The sequence below is a fragment of the Pseudovibrio sp. Alg231-02 genome (assembly GCF_900143565.1).
Taxonomy (GTDB): domain Bacteria; phylum Pseudomonadota; class Alphaproteobacteria; order Rhizobiales; family Stappiaceae; genus Pseudovibrio.
In genome coordinates, this window is sequence record NZ_FREX01000012.1 from 137,794 (window position 1) to 160,990 (window position 23,197).

Sequence of the window (23,197 nt, forward strand, 5' to 3'; positions counted from 1 at the left end):
TGCTGAAAACAAGAGGAAAACCCATGGGGCCCAATGCAGTCCTGGACGTTTTCAGAGAAACAAAAGCCCTGAAGGAAGGTCACTTCATCCTTCCTTCAGGCTGGCACGGCTCAGCTTACCTGCAACGACAAAAGCTGCTGGAATATCCAGATAAGGTCGAAACCCTTGCCTCCGAACTGGTGAAAAAAATTGCCGCTCACCAGCTCCTCAACTTCTCCCATTTCGTTGCCCCCAGCTTAGGTGGCCTGATCGTCGCACTGCAAACTGCAAGAATCATGCAGAAGAGTGCCCTCTGGCTTCGCCGCGAAGGCGGCTACCTCACCACCGGACCGGCAACCATCCCTCCAAAGTCAAATGTATTTATAGTTCAGGATGTTGTAGGAACAGGTCACCTATGCCTTTCCACAATTGAAGCGCTGCAGTCACTGAGCATTAACACCGTAGGTATTGGTTGTTTTATCGACAGGAGTCTTGACGATACGGACTTAGGAGTACCTCTAATATCTCTTGCTCCTTTAAAACGACCGGTGTATGCAGCCGAGAATGTACCAAAAGAACTCGCTGAGATACCGGCTATAGAAACAACCCCAATCGAGCCGTTTAACTGGCGCGATTGAAAATAAGCAAAGTACTTGAACCGAAATGATTTTTAAACGGCGGGATAAACCAACAAGAATAGAACGTATCCGCGTGGCTGTTTGGCCGCGTCACAGTTGGTCTCGCTCTTTCAGGTACTTAACAAAACGGGTTCTCCGCCTTTCAGCCAGCCCAAGAAAGATTGCAGCAGGCTTTGCTGCAGGCGCCGCCGCTTCTTTCACGCCATTCCTCGGTTTCCATTTTATTCTCAGCTTTGTCTTGGCCTATATTCTGCGCGGCAACATGCTTGCCGCGGCATTAGGCACAGCCGTAGGCAATCCACTCACCTTCCCGTTTATCTGGGCCAGCACCTACAAGGTCGGTCTCTATATTATGGATCTGGAAGACAAGCCCCTTCCGGATTTAGGTGGCAAGCTGGATCATTCCATGCTGTCTCAATCGTTGGATTCAATCTGGCCAATCTTAAAACCAATGTTGATTGGCTCAATCCCGCTCGGTCTGGCCGCTGGTGTCTTTTTCTATTTTATTGTTCTGGGCTCGGTTTCCACTTACCAGAAAGCCAGAGCACATCGTTTTCGCTTAAAAAGAAAGCTGGCAAAAAAAAGCAAAAATGTCGCTCAGGAAAAATAAACGGGATCGCCGGACCGGCACTCCAACACTGAGCAGACCAGCAGGAGACACAAGTTGTTTCCTTGAAAAGTTTTGCACCACAACAACTTATTCAGAAGGCTTGTGAGTTTCGCGCTCACGCGCCAATATATCCGTCACACAACGAGGCAGAGATGATTATTGGCATTGGCAGTGATCTGAGCGACATTCGAAGAATAGAGAAAACACTCTCCCGTTTTCCGGATCGCTTCACAAAACGCGTCTTCACAGATGTTGAGCGGGCAAAAGCAGAAAGTCGTGCCAACAAGGCTGCAACCTATGCAAAGCGTTTCGCCGCCAAAGAAGCCTGCTCTAAGGCCTTGGGCACAGGTCTTTCCATGGGCGTTGCCTGGAAAGAGATGGGCGTCGTGAACCTGCCGAGCGGCAAACCGACCCTGCAACTGTCCGGCGGCGCGAAAGAAAGACTGGATAAACTTGTGCCAAAAGGCTTTGTGCCACGAATTGACCTTACAATTACGGATGATTACCCGCTGGCACAGGCATTTGTCGTTATTTCGGCATGGCCAGAGGACTGGCCGGGTCTAGAGCCGTGAAAACGTAAATGAACTGGATTGCAGAAGTGGCCTTGAACCGCTAAGAGATCCACCTATGTGAATATTATTGTCAGGAGACTGACTCGCACTAATTAAGTGATGGGCATCGGGCCAAGCGAGTATTCTCTTACCACGAAGGATGAACATGAGCCAATCCAAAGAAAAGGAGCAGGAAGGCGGCGTATATGAGACCATTAAGGTCATCGCTCAAGCTCTGCTACTCGCTCTGGTTGTTAGAACATTTCTTTTTCAGCCATTTTTTATTCCTTCGGGCTCCATGAAAGATACTTTGCTGATTGGCGACTACCTGTTCGTCTCTAAGTACAGCTATGGCTATTCTAAGTACTCCTTCCCATTTGGACTGGCACCATTTGACGGACGTGTCTGGAGTTCCCCTCCAGAGCGCGGCGACATTGCCGTTTTCAAACTGCCAAAAGACAACTCCACCGATTATATTAAGCGTGTGGTTGGCTTGCCTGGCGATGAAGTTCAGATGATCAATGGCATTTTGCACATCAATGGCAATGCTGTTGAGCGCAAGCGCATTGACGATTACATCGAAAAAGACGCTTATGGGAACATTCACAAGATCCCGCGTTATATCGAAACACTGCCAAATGGCATAAGCTACCAGACCCTTGATATCACGACCAATGGCTCTCTGGACAACACACCCGTCTATCACGTACCAGCAGACCGCTATTTCATGATGGGCGACAACCGGGATAACTCGCAGGACAGCCGCGTTCTTTCCGAAGTGGGCTACGTCCCGTTCGAGAACTTTATCGGACGCGCTGAAATCATCTTCTTCTCTATTGAAGATGACCAGCCTGCATGGATGTTCTGGAAATGGCCTTGGACAGTTCGCTGGGATCGCCTTGGCGACGTACTCTAAAGCGTAGCGCCTGCAACGGCCTCCGGTTTTCGGAAAAAACTACGCCCAACCACACTTGAAGCAGTTTGAGTGATACAGTTAGTGACACAAACTGCTTCAGAAAGCCTGCAAAGCAGTCTTTGAAGGAATTAGCCGGAATTATGAGCAGAAGAAAAAGACCGGTATCAGACGCAGCTCTGGAAGAGCGCATCGGCTACAAGTTCACGAACAAGGAGCTCCTTGTTCGTGCTTTGACGCATGCCAGTGCCCTTCCGGTTGCAAAGGCTTCCCTGCAGAGCTACCAGCGCCTTGAGTTTTTGGGTGATCGAGTGCTCGGCCTTGCAATTGCGACGATGCTGGAAGAAAATTTCCCTAAAGCAGATGAAGGGGAACTTGCTCGGCGCCTGAACCAACTTGTAAAGCGCGAGACATGCGCTGAAGTTTCCAAGGTCATCGACATTGGCCAGCATATGCGCGTCGGCGAAGCTGAAGCACATACTGGTGGACGATCTAAAACAGCAATTCTTGCAGACATGTGCGAGAGCCTGATTGCAGCAATTTACCTTGATAGCGGATTTGACGAAGCCGAGAGCTTCATCAAACGCTATTTTGCTGTAAGAATGGTGTCTTACACAGGTCCATTGCGAGATGCCAAAACAACTCTTCAGGAGTGGGCACAGTCCAAAGGACGCCCTACTCCGTTATACGAAACAGTCTCTCGCAGCGGGCCAGACCATGCCCCGATCTTCAAGATCCGCGTGAATGTGGAAGGCGTTGGTCCCGGCGAAGCCGTCGGAAGCTCAAAGCGCATTGCAGAACAGTCCGCTGCCGAGAACATCCTGCGCCGCGAAGGCGTGTGGAGCGAATAGGTCTTAAATGAACGACGAAAACAACAACAATGACCTGCCAGAGGGTATGAACTTCAACCTCGGCAAACTCAACGAAAACACACGCGCTGGCTTTGTCGCGTTGATTGGCGCGCCAAATGCGGGCAAGTCGACGCTGCTGAACCAGTTGGTTGGCACGAAGGTTTCAATCGTCACCCACAAGGTGCAGACAACACGCGCAATCGTTCGCGGTGTTGCGATTGAAGACGACAGCCAGGTTATCTTCGTTGACACACCAGGCATCTTCCGCCCGAAACGCCGTCTTGACCGCGCAATGGTCGACACAGCATGGGGCGGCGCGAAAGACGCTGACGTCGTTGCCGTTCTCATTGACGCCAAGAAAGGCATCAATGAGTCTGTAGAGCGTATTTTGAACGAACTGGAGCACATCAAACTCCCGAAAGTTCTGATCCTCAACAAGATCGACATCACCAAGCGCGATCAACTTCTGGCACTTGCGGCAAAAGCCAACGAGTACACCAAGTTTGATCAGACCTTCATGGTCTCTGCTATCAACGGTTCCGGCACAAAGGACATCCTGAAGTACTTCTCCGATCAGATGCCAAAAGGCCCATGGCTCTATCCGGAAGATCAGGCCTCCGACATCCCACTGCGTATGTTGGCTGCTGAGATCACCCGCGAGAAGCTTTACCTACGCCTTCATGAAGAGCTGCCTTACATCTCCACTGTCGAGACCGATAAGTGGGAAGATAAGAAAGATGGCTCCATCCGTATCGAGCAGACAATCTTCGTTGAACGCGACAGTCAAAAGTCAATTGTGCTGGGCAAGAACGGTCAGACCATCAAAGCGATCTCAAAAGCGGCACGTGAAGAGCTCACAGAAGCCTTTGAGACCACAATCCATCTCTTTGTGTTTGTGAAAGTGCGTGAAAACTGGTCCGATGATCCAGAACGCTATCGCAACATGGGATTGGACTTCCCGCACTAGCGTATCCCCGAAAAGCGGATCCGGTTTTCGGACAAGGATACGCTGCGCTTAATGAGCACAATTATGCAGTGGCAGGCAGAAGGCATCGTCATTGGAACGCGCAAGCAGGGTGAGAACAACATCCTGCTTGAAGTTCTGACACCGGACAAAGGCCGCTGCCTGGGCTTGGTGCGCGGCGGCAGATCACGTCGCCAGCAACCTGCCCTGCAACTGGGCAATCATCTCAACCTCACCTGGCGCGCGAGGCTGGATGAACATCTGGGCTTCTTCACAGTTGAGCCCCTGCAATTACGCGCCGCCCACCTCATGCAAACTGCAAGAGCCATTCACGGCCTGCAAAGCCTGTGTGCGCAAGTCCGCCTTCTTCCCGAGCGCGATCCACATCCCAACCTGTTTCACGCGCTGGACGTCATTCTCGATCATCTGGAAGACCCTCGAATTGGTGCAGCCCTGGTGCTCCGCTTTGAGCTGGAACTGCTCAATGAGCTTGGTTTCGGCCTGGACCTCTCAGAATGCGCAGCCACTGGTGTCACCGAGGAACTGATCTGGGTTTCACCCAAATCAGGCCGAGCGGTTTGTAAAACAGCCGGACAACCTTACGCCGCCAAGCTCCTCACACTGCCAGAGTTCCTGAAAGCGCCCGAGTCGCGGCTCTCCCAGAACATTCAAATCTCGAAGGGGGATATGGAAGCAGGGTTCTCACTCACCGGCTACTTCCTGTTCAAATACATCTATGAGCCGCGCAGCATTGCATGGCCTCCTGCGCGAGACAATTATGTAACCGCGCTCAGAAAAGACTTCGCAGACCTGCCCGACTGAAACGAAGCCACACTAAGCCTATCAATCAGATTGCGGCCCATTCCCACCCGGCAAAACAATCACCGGACCAGTACTGTCTCCTCCCAGCGGAATATAACGTTTCTTGGGCGGCGGCACATAAGGGTGCTGATCCTCTGGTGGAGGCTGATACCAGCTGCGAAGCACACCGGGCGCCTCAACGACCGTGCCCTGCCCTGCGCCTTCCGAAGATGGCGCTTGCTGATCAGATGCACCTTGAGCTGTTCTCCCATGATCCGCAGCATGGCTACAAGCCGTGATTGCCACGACCCCAAACACCGCCATAAGACCTTTCAACGCCAAGCTTTGCTTCCTCACTATAACCTCCAGTCATTCAACATGTTATCTCCCAAACAGCGACAACATCCTGCCATGCGCACGCTCTAGGATAGCCGAGCAAAAATCAGGTCGGCTTAAACCACCGCTGCAAATCTGAGTAATAATCGAAACCACCTGTTGCCTCTGCTAGTTGCGGTCGATTGGCGAGAATTCGCTCCATCAAAAATGATCGAGCATGATGCGTGAATGCCAATGAACGTGACGTGCTCTAAGTAATCACCGCAGTGAGTCGCAAAACGCATGCTTGCTAAACAGGATTAAACCTTGAAAAAGCGCTGTTTTCTGAGGATTTCATAGGTAGAACGGTGCGTTAGCATGGACAGAACAAGCCAAGAACGATAACCAAGTGTCATGGGACAGGAAGTGATCGGCCATGATGGCCCGGAAACAATCAATCTTAAAGATGCACTGGAAGAGCGTTACCTCAGCTACGCTCTGACAACCATCATGCATCGCGCACTGCCAGATGTACGCGATGGCCTGAAGCCGGTGCACCGACGGATTTTGTATGGCATGCGCCTTTTAAAGCTCGATCCAAATCAGGGCTTTAAGAAGTGTGCGCGTGTTGTCGGTGACGTCATGGGTAAATATCACCCGCACGGTGACGCCGCCATCTACGACGCCCTTGTCCGTCTCGCACAGGATTTCTCCGTTCGCTACCCGATGGTGGATGGTCAAGGCAACTTCGGTAACATCGACGGCGATAGCGCCGCTGCGATGCGTTACACCGAAGCCCGCATGACCGACGTGGCCACCCGTATTCTGGATGGCCTCAACGAGAACGCTGTCGACTTCCGTGAAACCTACGACGGTCTGGATTCCGAACCAGTCGTTCTTCCCGGCAGCTTCCCGAACCTTCTGGCAAACGGCTCCACAGGCATCGCAGTGGGCATGGCAACATCCATCCCCCCGCACAATGCCTATGAGCTCTGCAACGCCTGCCAGCTTCTGATTTCCAAACCAGATGCGGAAATTGAAGAGCTCCTTGAACACATCAAGGGCCCGGATTTCCCAACCGGCGGCACAATTGTCAACGATCAGGGCTCCATTGTAGAAGCCTACAAGACTGGCCGCGGCAGCTTCCGGACACGTGCGAAATGGCACAAAGAGGAAGGTCAGCGCGGCACCTACAACATCGTTGTTACAGAGATTCCATACGTCGTTCAGAAGTCCCGTCTGATCGAGAAAATCGCAGAACTCCTCATGGCACGCAAACTGCCATTGCTGGATGACGTTCGCGATGAGTCCGCTGAAGACGTGCGCGTGGTTCTGGTGCCACGCAACAAAAACGTTGACCCTGAACTCCTCATGGCCTCCCTGTTCAAGCTGACAGATCTGGAGAACAGATTCTCGCTGAACATGAACGTTCTGTCCAAAGGCGTTGTGCCAAAGGTCATGAACCTGAAGGAAGTCCTGCAAGAATGGCTTGAGCACCAGAAAGAGGTCTTGGTCCGACGCTCCAATCACAGGCTGGACCAGATCAACCATCGTCTGGAAGTTCTGGAAGGCTACCTCATTGCCTACCTGAACATTGATGAAGTCATCCGCATCATCCGCGAAGAAGATGATGCCAAGGCGTCTCTCATTCAAGCGTTCAAGCTGACAGACGTTCAGGCGGAAGCAATCTTGAACATGCGCCTGCGCTCCTTGCGCAAGCTCGAAGAGTTCGAGATCAGGAAAGAACACGACAAACTCTCTAAAGAAAAATCAGGTCTGGAAGCTCTTCTCGCCTCCGACAAGAAACAGTGGAACCGCGTTTCTAAGCAAGTCGGCGAGATCGGCAAGGCCTATGGCCCTGAGACCGAAATCGGCAAGCGCAGAACAGACTTCAGCACCGCAACGGACCACGATCTGGAAGAGATCCACCAGGCCATGATTGAGAAAGAACCGATCACGGTTGTTATCTCAGAAAAAGGCTGGATCAGAACACTTAAGGGCCATGTACAGGACGTCAGCACTCTCACCTTCAAGCAAGGCGATCAGCTGCACCTGTCTTTCCATGCAGAAACCACCAGCAAGATCCTGATCTTCACCAGTGGTGGTAAATTCTATACCCTCGGCGCAGATAAGCTACCGGGCGGCCGCGGCCACGGTGAACCAATCCGCCTGATGCTGGATATGGATGAAACGCAAGAAATCATCAGCGCCTTCGTACATGACCCTGAGCGCAAACTCCTCATGTGCACCGATGGAGCATATGGTTTTGTAGTTCAGGAAAAGGATGTGATCGCCAACACCCGCAAAGGGAAACAGGTGCTCAACGTGACAGCCCCAGCAAAGGCTGTCCTGTGCGTACCGGCTATGGGAGACTATGTCGCGGTCATCGGCCACAACAGAAAACTCCTTACCTTCCCGCTTGCGCAAATCGCAGTCATGACGCGCGGTCGAGGTGTTCGCCTGCAGCGCTACAGAGATGGCGGCATCTCCGATATCAAGACCTTCAGCTCAGAAGAAGGCCTGACATGGACAGATGCGTCCGGTCGCACCTTCAAGCGCACTCTGGAAGAAATGCAGGACTGGCGCGGCGACCGCGGTCAAGCCGGACGCCTGCCACCAAACGGCTTCCCGAGAACCAACAAATTCGATGGAAGTTCAACAGGTTAAAGCGATAATCAGAATCTAATTCTGCGCAATCTACCTAGCACCTACAAAAACAGAGCCTCAAGGGCTCTGTTTTTCGTTTCAGATGAATCTACCTCTCAGCAACACCTGCTAAGCATCTCTAAATGCTGGAGATCTGAACGGCAGTAGCGCACAAAAGAGCGTATCTACATAGACCGACTGCCGCGTCATGCGATCACTCGTCAGCAGCCCAAATGCCCCGCCCTTGTGCTTGATATTCTCTGTCCCAAAGACCTCGTCAATAGCGTGCCCGAGTTCCATCCCAGAACGCACCAACTGCATGACTTTCTCTGGCAGTGGCAGCAGCATGGAACGGCTGGCAGAAATCTTCCCTTCGCGCGAAATCACCACCATCCACGCAAAGGTGTAGGCAATTCCGTGCAACTCACAGATACCGCCTTCCAGCCCGACACCAAAGTCCGCATCAGCTTGCGCTTCCAAAGCGTTCTCAGCACGCACCACAGCACCCTGACGCGTTTCCTCATCACTCATTGGCTGATCAGAAACACCAGAAGGAACACTTGCAGAAACCAGCTCAATATCATCAGCCGGAAACTGAGCCCTGAACGCCTCAAGCGTCGCATTCACCTTGACTGGGTTTTGAGAGGCAACAACGACTTTCATTCAAAACTCCTGATCAAACAACGTGTCTCTGGCTAGCCTTTTAAAGGCGCCTTCGATTTTCAGGTTAAGATAAGCGTAAGGCAAAAAGCTGGAGCATCACCAGCTATGTGAGATGCTCTAGCCGTTCTTAAGCAAGCGTTGCTTTTCGCGGTTCCAGTCGCGTGTTTTTTCGGTCTGGCGCTTATCGTGAGCTTTTTTACCACGGCCCAAAGCAACTTCCATCTTTGCCCGCCCATCTTCATTAAAGTAGATCTTCAGGGGCACGATGGTCTTGCCTTCTTTTTGAACGGCAGCAAACAGCTTGTTCAACTCGCGGCGATGCATCAGCAGTTTTCGAGGACGGCGAGGTTCATGGTTAAAGCGGTTACCCTGCGTATATTCAGGGATGTAGACGTTGTAGACCATCATCTCCCCCCGATATTCAGCAGCATAGCTTTCAGCAATATTGCTTTTGCCTTGGCGAAGAGACTTTACTTCAGTGCCCCTCAGCTCAATACCAGCCTCAAACACATCTTCAATTTCGTAGTTAAAACGGGCCTTCCGGTTATCCGCAACAACCTTGCGCCCGGGAACGCCACCTTTTTTGGCAGCCATTTCTTTTCCTTATTTCATTCAATAAATGTCTCCGCGCACACTCATATTAGGTGCGCGGAGCAATAGCTTAATTGATCAGGCCTGCATGAACCATAGCCTTGCGAATGCTTTCCTGAGTTTCTTCACTTACTGTGACCAAAGGCAGGCGCAATTCGTTTTCCATTTTGCCAAGCAGAGACAAAGCATACTTTGGCCCAGCTGGGTTTGGCTCAATGAACAGGGCCTGGTGCAGCGGTGCAAGACGATCCTGAATGGAAAGCGCAGTTACAAAGTCGCCTGCAAGGCACGCTTCCTGAAACTGAGAACACAGCGCAGGCGCAATATTTGCTGTCACAGAAATACAGCCCTGACCACCGTGAGCATTAAAGCCAAGTGCAGTGATATCTTCACCAGAAAGCTGGATGAAGTCATGACCACATAAATGGCGTTGCTCAGAAGCCCGTGCAAGGTTTGCCGTCGCATCTTTTACGCCGACAATGTTGTCCACTTCATGAAACAGATCAGCCATCGTCTGGCTTTCCATATCAATGATGGAACGGCCCGGAATGTTATAGATGTAGATCGGAAGATCTACAGAAGCAGCAATCGCCTTAAAGTGGCCCTTCAAACCAGCCTGATTAGGCTTGTTGTAATATGGCGTAACAGACAAAATCGCATCTGCCCCCACTTCCTGAGCGTGCTGCGCAAATTCGATTGCTTCAACCGGATTGTTGGAGCCAGCACCTGCCATAACAGGGACGCGGCCAGCAGAAACCTCAACAGCCATCTGCACGACACGCTTGTGCTCAGCAAAGGAAAGAGTTGGGCTTTCTCCGGTTGTTCCCACAGGCACAAGCCCGTGGGAGCCCTGTTTTATCTGCCAATCCACGAATTCCTGGAAGGCCTTCTCATCCACTTTGCCATCCTTGAAAGGTGTGACAAGTGCTGGAATTGATCCTCTAAACATCTCAGGTTCCTCGTTGGATTACATATATACAGAGCAAAATTTGCCAGTGCCCTCAAAGGGGTGGCATACAATAATGTGATCTAGCCTATCTCGGCAACATCACCAAGACCTTCTCTTATAAGATTCGGGAATTTTTTTGTGCTCATATTTAGGCCAGTTTCGACTGTAAGTATTATGGTCCCCTGAGTGAAACATTAAACAGATATTTACCCTGTTTGTGGCAAGCAGAATGAGGGACTTTTTGGGAATTAAACCGTCCGGTGCGTTTTTGCCGGATAAACAACACTCAGGTGAGACGGGCCGACGAGTAGTATGCGTATCCGTGAGTTTCTTCTAGTATCGACACGTGTGAGTGCATTTGCCATTGCCACGACTGTTTCCGCTTCGGCATTTTCCGCTGTATCTTCTTTAAATCACAGCGTTATTCCGGCTCCAAACCCTGCAAAGGTTGTGCGCACTATCGCCTTGAGCACGCAGCATGCTGCTGTTCAAAGCCGATCGCTTGCCGCCACGCCACGCTCCAAACCACCAGTGATTGGCAGGGGCAGCGCAAGTGGAACACAGAACTCTCAGCTGTCCAGCTATGCACCCGCAGCACCTGTCAGCAATGGGCGAACTGCAATTTCGACCCGCCCTTCCAGCCCGCAAAATGCACTCGAAGCAACTGCTGCGCTGACAAGTTCTTATCCACAGGGATTGAGCACAGCTCAAGCAACAGGATCGGTTGAACCACTTAAAACCGTTCTCCAGCACGTTAAATCCGGACGGCTGAACGAAGCGCTGCGCGCTCGAAATGCTTTGCCGGATAATCTTGATCGTCGCGTGGCGGATTGGTTCATTATGCTACGGGGCGGCCCAAAGACACCGGTCACCCATATCGCCCAGTTTGCAGCCAGCGCACCACACTGGCCAACAGCAAAAGTCGTACGTGCTCGTGGAGAAGCCGCCCTCGCCGCATCCAACCTGACACCCGCTCAGATCATCGCAGCATTCGGTTCTACTGTCCCGGAAACAAAGGACGGCAAACTTGTCCTTGCCAAAGCGCACTTAGCCAAAGGCAACAAGACAGAAGCCGCCAAACTTATTCGCCCACTCTGGAAAAAAATCGTCTTTGAAGCTCCCGAAGAAGCAACAATTCGCTCTGCCTTTGGCAGCCTCCTACGGCAAAAAGATCATCGTCTCAGAGCAGAAATGCTCCTGTATCGTGACAGAGCACGCGCAGCAGAACGCTTGCTTTCCGAACTGTCAAAAGACGAACAAACATACATCAAAGCCCGCATAGCGAGCATCCGCAAAAACGGCAATGCGCTCAGCAAGTTAAAGAGCGTTCCGCGCTCTATGAAATCTGACAGCAATTACCAGTTCGCGCTCATCCAGCACTATCGCTTACAAGGGGATTACGACACCGCAGCAAAGCTGATGGAAGCAGCTCCAACTGATCCGGCCGCCTTGCTCAATGGTGACAGCTGGTGGAAGCAACGCCGTGACATTTCCCGCGAGATGATAGAGGCTGGCAAGCCGCGCCTCGCCTACAATATAGCAGCCCATCACGCGGCAGAATCTCCGGGCATGATTGTCGAGGCAGAGTTCCATGCCGGCTGGTTTGCGCTGCGCTATGTGGGTGACCCACGCCTGGCAGAGCCGCACTTCAAACGTATTGCCAAACTCGGAAAAACAGCACAAACGCTGTCCCGCGCCTACTATTGGCTGGGCCGCACCCGCGAAGCTTTGAAAGATACAGAGGGCGCTGTTGACTACTATAAACAGGCAGGCGCTTTCCAAACCGCATATTACGGTCAACTGGCACTCGCCAAACTCGGCATCAACCAAATGCCTCTGGCATCCCTACCGGATGTAACAACAGCAGACCGAACCGCCTTCAACCAGAACGAGCTTGTACAAGCAATGAAGCGAATGGATGAAGCCGGACTGCACAATGATACACTGTTGTTTTATACGCATCTGGCCCGGACACTGCCAACAAACGGTCAAATCAGACTCCTGACCGAGCTGGCAGAATCTCGCGGCGTCTATCAATGGGCAACAATGGTTGGTCGTCTGGCGCAGGCAGAACGTGTCGAAGCGGCACCGCTCGCTTACCCGACCAACGCAATTCCGCGCAAAACACGCATCACAAAAGGTGTAGAAAAACCAGTCGTTTACGCGATTGCTCGACAAGAGAGCTCATTTAACCCAAAAGCGCGCAGCAGCGCAGGTGCATTAGGATTACTCCAACTCATGCCGGGGACAGCTCGCGACACGGCACGCAATTTGGGGGTCTCCTACAAGAAGTCCCGCCTGACATCTGACCCAGCCTACAACGCCACACTCGGTGCAGCCTTTTTGGGAGAACTAGTGGACGAGTTCGGTGGCTCCTACATCCTCACCTTCGCCGCGTACAACGCTGGTGAGAACAAAGTGAAGGAGTGGATTGAGCGCTTTGGCGACCCACGAGATCCAAAAATAGATCCAATAGATTGGGTTGAATCAATCCCTTACGGGGAAACGAGGAACTACGTGCAGCGCATCACGGAAAACCTTCAGGTCTACCGGTATAAGCTGGAAAACAAGCCTCTCACGATCACACAGGATCTCACACGCGGCTACTAATCCCACTGCAAAACAACTCAAAACAATCAAAGCCCGGTGAATTAGCCGGGCTTTTTGTTGTCAGCAACAGAACATAAACTTTCCGGGCACCCTTGCATCTCACCCTCCAACTTTGACAAGACACGTGCATAAACCTGCCCTATGGTGAGGATAACTGATCCAGCGATTCATCAGGCAGTTTTCACAGTAGCAAACACACGCACTGAAAAAACTGTCTAACAGCGCCCTTCAGAAGCCGGAATTTAAACCGGACCGCATTGTAATCGCTGAAAACACCGAAGCATTTCGGGAGGAACTTATGCTTCAAGCCCCAGATTACATTGATGTCGACCTTCAAAACGTTGCGGGCGCAACCCGTTTCACTTGGCAAGCCAGCGACGGACTAACCCTATCTGCACACATCTGGGACCCGGATATTCCCTGCAACCCAACAGTCCTTTGCCTTTCTGGCCTAACGAGAAACACAAGAGATTTCTATCACCTAGCAAACTTTTTAAGAGAAAATGGTCACCGCGTCATAGCAATGGATTACCGTGGCCGTGGCCTGTCAGATCACTCTGAGGATTTTGAGACCTACAGTCTTGATCAGGAAGCCGACGATATTGACAGAGGCATCAAAGCTCTCGGACTTGAAAAATTTGCACTCATCGGCACATCCCGCGGCGGCCTCCACTCTTTCTCCATGGCCCAACGCCACCCAGAGCGCCTGCTATCAGTCATTATCAACGACATAGGCCCAGTCATCGAACCACCAGCCCTCGACGACATCATTGCCTCAGTCGGCACCGTCATGTCCCAACCAAACATGAAAGCCGCAGCAGAGCGCCTCGCTTCCATCCATGCAACAGCGTTCACAGCCATGTCAGAAGCGGATTGGATAACATTCGCCAATCAATTATACGCTCCCAATTCCGACGGCGTATCATTACGCTATGACAAGCACTTGGGCGATACACTCCGTGGAGACAAGAAAGCTGCACCTGAAGATGATCTCTGGCTGTCTTTCAGCGCGCTAAAACCGTTTCCTCACCTCTTACTCCATGGACAAAACTCACGTCTCCTCACAACAAAGACTGTCAAGAAAATGCAGCAGTTGCACGAGAAGATGGAACTCGCAGTCATCCCCAATCAAGGACATGCGCCTCTACTCTGGGACCACTCTACCCAAAGGGGCATCCTCAAATTCTTAAAACAGCACGCTTAGCGAATGCAAAAAAAGGAGTTGGCTCATCAGACCCAACTCCCAAGTTCTTCAAGAAACTTAATGTCTTAGAATGTTCTCTGAACTCTGAAGAGCGCACTGGCCTCATCAAAGTCTTTTTCATCCTCCGGCGATGTTCGTGCATAGCCAAGGTCAACACCCATTTCCATTCCGCTGACAGGTGACCAGACCAGATCCCAATCCAGGGCAAACCGATCAAAGTCTGGAAGCGCGGCACCAGTTGGTGTGTCAACAACCGCGTAACTCGCATCAAAGTCTGTCCGCACTTCAGGCGTCACATAGTGCGTAAGCCCACCTGAAAACGATAGGGCCTCAGTCTTTCTGGTATCGCCGTTGATGTAGTAAGCGTCAAAAACTTCATCGTCATCAATACCCACATAGGAAACAGCACCGTTTCCATATTGGAACTGAAGAGCCATAGCATCCTGACTACCCATCTGAGGGAGGTTAATTATCATTCCTGCCCCCAACGCCCAACCAACTTCACCAGGCACATAAGCTGCGTCTGGTCTGATGTTCGTCACAGCCGCCGCGAGCTTCGCACTGCCCCAGTCGCCATCCATCCGGAATGCAGCGACGGCATCCGGTGCCTTATTCCCAGCCTTTCCGTTTTCACTCGCAACACCCGTAAATACACCATGCGCACGGTAAACAGGATCTTCAATAGAAACGGTAACGGAAACACCACCATCAAACACTTCCGTGTAAGCTGCGGCCCAGGAATTGGTGTCTGACCAATCGCGATGCACAGAGCCAAAGGTAGCGCCCGTAAAGAAGTCAAACAGAGAACCAGTGCGCCCAATCGTAAAGCCACCAAACTGAATATAAGCTTTGTTCAGATCCATTTCCGGAGAGTCACCATATCGTTCAGTGTCTGAATCCACTGTCGCTCTAAGCTCGGAAAAAGTGCGAACAAACCCAAATTCGGTCTCGGATCGCGCATCCATGCGGATGTAGGAGCGAGCACGAAAGCGCATCGAGTTCAAATCACGCCCTTTAGGATCATCACCAACCACACCGCCCCAGTTTCTCGGCTTTTTGGGAAAGCGACGATACTGCGCATCGGTACGTACCCGACCACTCAGGCGCAGGCACGTCTGCGTACCAGGGATAAAGAAAAATCCCTCACCATACGCATCACACACCTGCACATAGTCCAGCGGCTCCACCAAATTGAGCGGCTCAGGCTCAGCTTCAAAAACAGGTTTAGGCAAGTCTGTAGCCTGTGCTGTAACTCCGAATGACAGCAAGACCGGCAGGAATATCAGCTTCTTCGTCATAGTATTGAACCTCCATCCGTCACTCGGAGTAGCCCAATGCCCACAAATGCAGTGATCAAAATCAGCTGCAATGACTACCCCTGTGCAACTAGACAATTACGCCAAGGTTCAATTTTCGCAATTACTATGGATTGAGCAGGATTATCTCACCCAATCGAAACGGGCAGGAAGTTCAACTGAGCAAAATTTCACATCTTGGGAGGTCACCATGGCGTAATACTCATTGAAAACTTAAGTATCGCGCACAAATGGGAAAGCCCGGCGGGTTGGAACCGCCGGGCCTGAGAGACTGATTGAAAGATCAGGATATATGAACTTCAACCAGATATAGATTAGAAGGTTTTGAGTTAAACCAAAACTCATAAAATCTTGAAGTAATACCTTCCTATACCCACTACATACGCAAGTCTGTGGCAAGTATCACATCAAGGCTTTATGAAGGTGGTCCCGGCAGCACCGCCGCCGAGACCCTCAATCTAAGAGATCTTAGAAGGTGTACTGTACGCGAGTGGTAACTTTAGCAACGTCAGCGTCATCATCACCATCAACATCCAGGTTACCCCAACCAGCATCAAGGATCAGGTTAAGACCAGCAACTGGAGCGTAGTTCAGAGAGCCGTTTACTGAAGTAAAGCTTGCATCGTCGTCTTTCTGGTCAAAGTTGGTGTATGCAACATCCAGCGCTGCAGTCAGCTTGTCAGATAGAGCAGCTTCTACGCCACCAACGAGAGTGTAAGCGCGCAGAGCATCGTCTCTGGACTCATATGCACCACCTGGGATGCCATCAGCAAGGCCACCAGCATAGGTTACAGCGTTGTGTGAGTAAGTTGCACCGAAGCCCAGCTTAATGTTTTCAGCAACGTCTGCTTCAATTGTAGCAGCAACTGCATAACCATAAGCGACCTTATCAGTTACTGCAGATGTGTCGAAATCATAATCATTAAATGCATGTGCAGCAGCAGAAACGTTTGCAGAGAACATTCCCTGTGTCACACCAAGAGACGCTTCAAAGTTAGCTGATTTAGTAGCTTTCTGACTGATCTCATCAGTTGTAGTGCCCATAGCATTTACTAGGTCAAACGCATTACCGCTTGCAGCAGAATCCATCACACCGAAGGATGCAGTGAAGCCGTTACCGAAGGACGTTGTTGCAGAGATCTGCAGCGCATCTTCACCACCTGCGGCTGGACCAACAGTACCGATTGCAGAGTAACCACCGAATGCGGAGAATACTGAGCCAGAGCGACCAATCAGTACTGAAGTGTTATCAAAACCAAACTGAACATATGCAGAGCCGACTTCAACCTTGCTAGAAGAATCGTCGTCCCACTTGGTGTTCAATTCTGTGTATGTTTTGATTGAAGCTACTTCTGTGTCAGTCATAGACTCGAGGTAGATATAGCCTTTTGCATATGCACTGTAAGCGTTCTGTGCTTCGTAAGCAGCAGTGCCTTTACCGGACTCGGTGCGATTGTAACCCTCAGTCAGATCATGAGAAGTGTAGTTGGTGCGGATACGGCCGTGTACGCGGATGCAGGTGTCCTGACCTGGAAGCTGAAAGTAACCAGCGCCGAATGCGTCACACGCCTGTACGTAGTTTACTGGCTCAGCAACTACTGGAAGGTCAGCAGCCATTGCTGGAGTTGCTGCTGCTGCAGCAGCAGCTGCGATAGCGATTTTCTTGAAGTTCATCACAAGCTTCCCATAATATGGATTTTAAACTTTATTTAAAACAGATCATCAAACCGCAATTCAGGTGCAAGCACCGTCATCAAACGTGTCTGAACTGTCCCCGTGAACCCTCCGCCTCAATTCAAGCGCCTACTTGAAGAGAAAGCCCCCTGAAGGTTCGTGAGGAGAAATTACAACGTTTGGAGTTTTAGGCAAGCCCACTCAGACCGTAAGCTTGCCTATTTCTACTTGTGAGTTTTTACATGTGTCTTTTTAACAACACGACAATTAGGCAAGTCTAATAATCTCTCTCTGCGAAATAAAAGCCCGAATCCTTGATAGACGGATGGATATGAGCAACCACCTCATAAAAGGCATTGGATATTCTTCTTTTTTATCAAGAAATTAGCGTGCGAAAGACACACAGCCACACACTCAACAATGATCAATTAAATCATCACCTCAAATGCAACTACATATGCAGCACTGAGAAAACATTCAGTGTGAATAAAGACTTCGTAGAATTAGGCAATTCACGCAGATACCGACGAGTGAATGTGAATTTGTTGAACTCGGCAAATCCGATAAGCACTCTATTGATAGGTGTCCCTGGACCAACGATCAGGCAAGTCTACTGAGATGCATACTTAAATCAGAAGAATAGGCATCAAAGACTGTGCGGCGTGCCCTGCATCCCATAAAACGGAAACACAGCTCATCTCTAGACTTAAGGGCAAAGCATGATTACGGAAAAGCGCCAAGGTCAGCACCTTTGCGCAAACCATCTTTACTACCTTCCCGAGTTCATTAAACACAAAAAACCCCGGCAACCGTAGTTACCGGGGTTTTCGAAACTAGATGACTAACTAAGCCATCAAATTTTACACCAAATTAGAAGGTGTACTGTACGCGAGCACCAACCTTGGTGACATCTTCCACGTTTTTGTCGTTTACTTCACCATCAGCCCAGCCTGCTGCAAGAGCGAGACCCAGACCTGGAACTGGAGAGTACACAACAGAACCGTTTACGCTGTACAGAGTAACTTCGGTATCGTCGAAGGTAGATTCAACGTCAATGTAAGCGAGATCAAGCTGTGCAGAAACTTTTTCGGTCAAAGAAGTTTCTAAACCAGCAGAGAGGTTGTAACCTTTGGTGTAGTGAACAGCTACGAGGTCACTGTCGATTCCGATGTAGCTACCAGCTTCATCAGCATACTGAGCCTGGAAAGTAACTTCTGTACCTTCTTTCACCATGTCAAGGTTGAAGACTGCAGTCGCACCCAGAGCATAACCGTAGCCGTCACCGTCTTCCTTGCCAACTTCTGCAGCTTTATTATGAGCAGCAGCAGCCAGCTTCAGAGAACCCCAACCCTGAGACAGCTTCAGAGCACCAACGAAGTCAACAGCGTTCTTTTCGCCGCCACGGTAGTTGGAATCTTCAATAGAAGCAGTTGCAGTTACACCATTGCCGAGGTCAGCTGTGAAGGATGCCTGCAGAGTAGACTGATCAGACCATGCACCACCAACTGGGCCAATCCAAGTGTAACCGGTGAAACCGTCAAATGCAGAACCTTCACGACCGAACAGGAAAGAACCGTAGTCCGCGCCAATCTGAACCCATGCATCGTTTACTTTAGTGGTACGGCTACCACCACCATCTTGATTCCACTCGTTCTCCAGCTCGGTATAGGTTTTGATAGTACCGAAATCAGTAGCAGTCATAGAAGTGAAATAGATGTAACCACGAACATAAGAGCTGTAGTCATTGTCTGTGTCTGTGGATGGGTCGCCGTCATTGAGGTAGTCAACGGAGTCACCAAGACCTTCACCAAGATCGTGGGAAACGTACTGCGCACGGATACGACCGCCGAGTTTGATGCAGGTGTCTTTGCCTGGCAGCTGGAAGTAACCAGCGCCGAATGCGTCACATGCTTTAACGTAGTTTACTGGCTCAGCAGCGAGTGGCAGATCTGCAGCCTGTACAGAAGTTGCAGCTGCAGCAGCTGCTGCAGCGAGTGCAAGAGTTTTAACGTTCATAATCCTGACCTTCCAATGTCTCTCAATAGAAAGAGGAAACTGGCGTGACCTGTTTGGAGCAGCTCACATTTCCTCTTTTCCCTGCAACACGAGAACCAGAGAGGCTCGCCATAATTTGGCAAACCATTCAATCGGCTCGACCGCGTCGATGGACATATTGATGCCCGACGAGATGGAAGATCGCAATATCAACCTAGTAGTTTGAAAGGGGAGAAACATCACCACGCTAAAGTAGTGTGTTTTTTTTGACACAACAGCTTTTATAGATGCCCGACGCACTCAACTCAGACACCACAGATCATAGTCGCTCTAATTTTCGCTAAACCATTGAATGGTATCGTATAAATAACATCACAACACATCTAGATCGGTACATTTAACTGCTAGACAAACGTAATTCCCCTGAACGCGCGCAAAAAATCACGCATTGGGGATTAAAATGCCGACTAAAATTTAATATGCAAATTGAAAATAGAAATAGGCAAGAGTACCCACATACACATAGCCTCAAACAGAGGAACCCGGTGGTTTTGGACACCACCGGGAATGAGAGTCATTGGAAAATCAGGATTATTGAAAGTCCAATGAAGGTCTAAGGCTTAAGTCAGCCTTAGAAAGAACGCTGTACGCGGAAGTTCAAGACACCAGCATCTTCTTTAGATGCACCATCGACATCATCCTGCTTCCAACCAGCGCCAGCAGAGAACAGCAGACCGGAAACTGGACGGTACTCAAGAGTACCAGCTACAACAACCTGATTGAAGTCAAAGTTGTCATCACCAGCGTCTACATCAATGTAGGAAGCTTCCACACCGGATGACAGTTCGCTCGTCCAGTTATGCATGTAACCACCAGCGACAGACCAAGCTTTGCTGGTTTCAATGTCATTATTCACGAGATATGCGTCTGGGGTATCACCTTCAGCTCCAACATAAGCCATAGCACCGTCTGCATAAGCAGCCTGGAAGTTGATGACGTCGCCTGGAGCAATCATGTCAAGATTGAAGCCAACAGCACCTGCAACAGCGTATCCAACTTCAGAGGAGTCACGATCGCCTTGAGCGTCAACTTTAGTTACGGCACCAGAAAGACCAGCATAGCCCCAACCCTGGTTCAGCAGAACTTTCGCGACGAAGGAAGGAAGGGTGTTACCTGCCGTATTCAGGTCGGCAGCAGGATCAACGAATACACCCTGTTCACGGTCAGAATTGTCTTCAATAGAAGCAGCAATCGTCAGGCCGTTACCCAATGCGTGGGTGTAGGATGCCTGCCATACGGTGTCATCAGCCAGGTGACGGTCAAACAGGTTGGAAGCCAGTTCGCCAGTCCAAAGATCGAATGCAGAAGTTGCAAGACCGAAAGTGAAGCCACCAATCTGAACATAACCCTTGTCCAGTTTAACACCTGCAGAATCACGTGAGTCGGAATTAGAAGTGTACTGGAAATCCATGTATGTACGGATTAGACCCAGCTCAGACTGTGTACGGGTATCAATACGCAGGTTCGCACGGGAACGGAAGTTGTGGTTGTTGTCTTCTCTGCTGTAATCTTCATCGTCCAGCAGGTCTGTAAAGCGTGCTTCAACACGAACACGGCCGCCGATTTTGATTGCAGTTTCAGTGCCTGGCAGTACGAAGAAACCTGCACCGTATGCATCGTTGATGCGAACGTAATCTACTGGTGCGATGTCAGCTGGAAGATCAGCAGCCTGAACGGAAGTTGCAGCGGCAGCAGCAGCTGCTGCGATTGCGATAGCCTTGAAATTCATAATTCTAACTTTCTTTACAACCAGAGCAGCTCGACCACATGTCGATCCCTGACCACTCTGGCTCCCCACTTGCGCATTCTGATCAAAGCAGTGTTTGAAACATCACTTTATTCAGCGGGCACCGGTAAGTGCGCCCCGCGCTGTTCACAACATCAATATTTGTGATCTTTAGTTTTTAATCAATAATTCAAATGAAGTTTGAAAGTCATCGAAATACGATGTGGCACAAATAACACAGGGAATTTAGGGGAGATAAGCCAAACCAAGAACGGCAACACGCACTAGAAACAAACCATTTCAAAGCAAAAGCGAAGATTAAACCCATAATTTATTGTTATGTTCCGAGTTACTGGAGAGGCGTTGAGACCGGGCCGGTATAACTTAAGAAAAACAAACATAAATCATCACTTATTCAGTCAAAAACCTACTATCTCAAAGCTTTTTCCTTCCAAGTCAGCTGCAACTGACTGCAAGAATACATCAACACAAACAACAAATAATAATACATCAATATTTTTGATGTTAAATACACCAATTCCACACAACCAAGAAAAATACATACAAATCAATAAGTTAACTAAATTCACATAGGATCACTGCGATTTATCAGCCTAAAACGCATTAACTTTTGCAGTCTACACGATGTGGACAAATCCACCTCAGCGAGCATTTTTCACGCAAAGGACAACTGACTACCTACCAAAAACAAAGAGGGCAGCCACTTGAGTGACCGCCCTCCTCCATAAAACTGTGTGTTTTGTCCTAGGCTTGGCCTTCAATGAGTTTGCGACGTAACCATCCTGAGAGTTGATCCATCATCATCACCACCACAATGATCAGAAAGATCAGGTAGAGAGTGTTCTCCCAATCCTGTCTGGTTCGCATGGTCTCTATAAGCTTTAGGCCTATTCCCCCTGCTCCCAATGCCCCAATCACAGTGGCACTGCGTGTATTGCTCTCCAGATAATAAAGCATCTGGGATATAAAGAGAGGTAGGATTTGCGGAAACAGCCCGAACCGGTATTTCTGAACCGGAGAAGCTCCCGTTGCTTGCACGCCTTCCGCCTGTTTCTTATCTGCATTCTCAATCGCCTCAGAGAACAGCTTGCCGAAAGTACCCGTATCGGTAAAGAAGATCGCAAAAATCCCGGAGAGCGGCCCAAGCCCGAACGCCCGTATAAAGATGAGCGACCAGATAAGCATATCGACCCCGCGTAGGAAATCGAAGAACCGGCGCACGCCTGTTCGCGCCAACCTCACCGGGTTAACATTCGCAGCAGCAGCAAACGCAAGCGGCAACGCTAAAATACCCGCAATCAAAGTGCCAACCACAGCCATGATGAGAGTTTGCAGCAATGCGAAATAAACCTCCCCATGCTGCCACTCACTGTTCATCCAAAACTCATTGAACATAAAGCGCAGGTTGGAAACATCAGGATCCAGTCTTTCCGAAGAAAACGCCAGAGACATCAGCTGACCAGCACTCAGCCCGTTCAGCTTGCTGTCAAAGTCAAACCAGAAGTTCTCCCACCCAACGAAATAGCGATGCACCTCAACTTTGCTCTTTGTCAGCCAGATACGTGTATATAAAGAGGGCCGCGCATTAACCTGGGTTTTCGAGACCTTGAGCCAGTCAGCCTCAGCTCCACCAATAAACTGCGGAACCCCATCTCCAACTTTGAATGTAAAAGGCTCATCAAACTCTGGATGAGTGTAAGTCACCACAACATCTGCAAAGTGAAGCACCCCATCTTTACCGAGCAGAATGGAGGATTGCCCACGTGATTGCTCAATCCAATCTGGCTGCTCTTTATATATAGCGCGCCTGTTGCCCTCCAGGCTAACAACGAACCCCTGATCAGCCTTCTTGAACTGGTACTTCGCATGCACCTTGTGGGCATAAGCATCCAGCGCAAACAGTTGAGCCATGTCCCCACGGGCCTTCTCCATCACGCCCGGAACATCAAATGCGAAAAAGCAAAGAGCCAAATAAACAACAACCAACAGCGACAGCACCGGACCAAGCAAGCGTTTTTTCAAATCCAGCCCGAGAACACCGGGATACTGCTCGTCCAACCGTTGTTCTTCATGATGCGACGTCCCACGCAAGGCACTAGTATCTGTCATAGAACGCTCCA

Annotated in this window: 19 protein-coding genes; 10 read left to right on the forward strand and 9 right to left on the reverse strand. The window is 50.2% G+C overall.

Annotated features, from left to right (window positions below; translation table 11 throughout):
- Positions 1-23 precede the first annotated feature (23 nt).
- From DHN43_RS24135 to recO, 7 genes are all read left to right on the forward strand, one after another.
- Positions 24-617, forward strand: coding sequence for a hypothetical protein (locus DHN43_RS24135; protein ID WP_057464282.1), 594 nt, complete (start codon positions 24-26; stop codon positions 615-617).
- A 25-nt stretch (positions 618-642) separates the two neighbouring features.
- Positions 643-1,227, forward strand: coding sequence for a DUF2062 domain-containing protein (locus DHN43_RS24140; RefSeq protein ID WP_057464281.1), 585 nt, complete (start codon positions 643-645; stop codon positions 1,225-1,227).
- Positions 1,228-1,379: 152 nt separating this feature from the next.
- Positions 1,380-1,799 carry a holo-ACP synthase gene (gene acpS / locus DHN43_RS24145; RefSeq protein ID WP_057464280.1) on the forward strand — a complete coding sequence of 140 codons (420 nt, stop codon included), beginning with the start codon at positions 1,380-1,382 and terminating at the stop codon, positions 1,797-1,799.
- Between the two features lie 145 nt (positions 1,800-1,944).
- Positions 1,945-2,694, forward strand: a complete 750-nt coding sequence (gene lepB, locus DHN43_RS24150) for a signal peptidase I (protein WP_199914854.1) — start codon at positions 1,945-1,947, stop codon at positions 2,692-2,694.
- Positions 2,695-2,834: 140 nt separating this feature from the next.
- A complete protein-coding gene (gene rnc / locus DHN43_RS24155) occupies positions 2,835-3,542 on the forward strand; it encodes a ribonuclease III (protein WP_057464278.1) in 708 nt (235 codons plus the stop codon).
- A gap of 46 nt (positions 3,543-3,588) precedes the next feature.
- The gene (gene era, locus DHN43_RS24160) at positions 3,589-4,509 is read left to right on the forward strand and encodes a GTPase Era (RefSeq protein WP_063289384.1); all 921 of its coding nucleotides are present in this window, start codon (positions 3,589-3,591) and stop codon (positions 4,507-4,509) included.
- A gap of 63 nt (positions 4,510-4,572) precedes the next feature.
- Positions 4,573-5,328, forward strand: a complete 756-nt coding sequence (gene recO, locus DHN43_RS24165; RefSeq protein WP_108820331.1) for a DNA repair protein RecO — start codon at positions 4,573-4,575, stop codon at positions 5,326-5,328.
- Positions 5,329-5,349: 21 nt separating this feature from the next.
- On the opposite strand, the gene DHN43_RS24170 is transcribed toward recO, so the two are convergent.
- On the reverse strand, positions 5,350-5,664 hold the full coding sequence (locus DHN43_RS24170) for a hypothetical protein (protein WP_208987856.1): 315 nt from the start codon (positions 5,662-5,664) through the stop codon (positions 5,350-5,352).
- Positions 5,665-6,036: 372 nt separating this feature from the next.
- On the opposite strand from DHN43_RS24170, the gene parC reads away from it, so the two are divergent.
- Positions 6,037-8,289, forward strand: coding sequence for a DNA topoisomerase IV subunit A (gene parC, locus DHN43_RS24175; protein ID WP_108820333.1), 2,253 nt, complete (start codon positions 6,037-6,039; stop codon positions 8,287-8,289).
- A gap of 108 nt (positions 8,290-8,397) precedes the next feature.
- Here the strand turns inward: parC and yjjX are convergent, their stop codons facing one another.
- From yjjX to dapA, 3 genes are all read right to left on the reverse strand, one after another.
- On the reverse strand, positions 8,398-8,931 hold the full coding sequence (gene yjjX / locus DHN43_RS24180; RefSeq protein WP_108820334.1) for an inosine/xanthosine triphosphatase: 534 nt from the start codon (positions 8,929-8,931) through the stop codon (positions 8,398-8,400).
- Between the two features lie 117 nt (positions 8,932-9,048).
- Positions 9,049-9,525, reverse strand: coding sequence for an SsrA-binding protein SmpB (gene smpB, locus DHN43_RS24185; protein WP_057464271.1), 477 nt, complete (start codon positions 9,523-9,525; stop codon positions 9,049-9,051).
- Between the two features lie 67 nt (positions 9,526-9,592).
- Positions 9,593-10,471, reverse strand: a complete 879-nt coding sequence (gene dapA, locus DHN43_RS24190; RefSeq protein WP_057464270.1) for a 4-hydroxy-tetrahydrodipicolinate synthase — start codon at positions 10,469-10,471, stop codon at positions 9,593-9,595.
- A 312-nt stretch (positions 10,472-10,783) separates the two neighbouring features.
- Here dapA and DHN43_RS24195 point away from each other — a divergent pair, with 312 nt between their 5' ends.
- The gene (locus DHN43_RS24195) at positions 10,784-13,081 is read left to right on the forward strand and encodes a transglycosylase SLT domain-containing protein (RefSeq protein WP_108820335.1); all 2,298 of its coding nucleotides are present in this window, start codon (positions 10,784-10,786) and stop codon (positions 13,079-13,081) included.
- A 298-nt stretch (positions 13,082-13,379) separates the two neighbouring features.
- Positions 13,380-14,285, forward strand: a complete 906-nt coding sequence (locus DHN43_RS24200) for an alpha/beta fold hydrolase (RefSeq protein WP_108820336.1) — start codon at positions 13,380-13,382, stop codon at positions 14,283-14,285.
- Between the two features lie 65 nt (positions 14,286-14,350).
- Here the strand turns inward: DHN43_RS24200 and DHN43_RS24205 are convergent, their stop codons facing one another.
- The 5 genes from DHN43_RS24205 to phnE form a co-directional block, all read right to left on the reverse strand.
- Positions 14,351-15,583, reverse strand: coding sequence for a porin (locus DHN43_RS24205; RefSeq protein WP_108820337.1), 1,233 nt, complete (start codon positions 15,581-15,583; stop codon positions 14,351-14,353).
- A 486-nt stretch (positions 15,584-16,069) separates the two neighbouring features.
- On the reverse strand, positions 16,070-17,275 hold the full coding sequence (locus tag DHN43_RS24210) for a porin (protein ID WP_108820338.1): 1,206 nt from the start codon (positions 17,273-17,275) through the stop codon (positions 16,070-16,072).
- Between the two features lie 870 nt (positions 17,276-18,145).
- A complete protein-coding gene (locus DHN43_RS24215) occupies positions 18,146-19,291 on the reverse strand; it encodes a porin (protein WP_108820339.1) in 1,146 nt (381 codons plus the stop codon).
- A 610-nt stretch (positions 19,292-19,901) separates the two neighbouring features.
- On the reverse strand, positions 19,902-21,059 hold the full coding sequence (locus DHN43_RS24220; protein WP_108820340.1) for a porin: 1,158 nt from the start codon (positions 21,057-21,059) through the stop codon (positions 19,902-19,904).
- Positions 21,060-21,821: 762 nt separating this feature from the next.
- Positions 21,822-23,186, reverse strand: a complete 1,365-nt coding sequence (gene phnE, locus DHN43_RS24225) for a phosphonate ABC transporter, permease protein PhnE (RefSeq protein ID WP_108820352.1) — start codon at positions 23,184-23,186, stop codon at positions 21,822-21,824.
- Between the last annotated feature and the right edge of the window lie 11 nt (positions 23,187-23,197).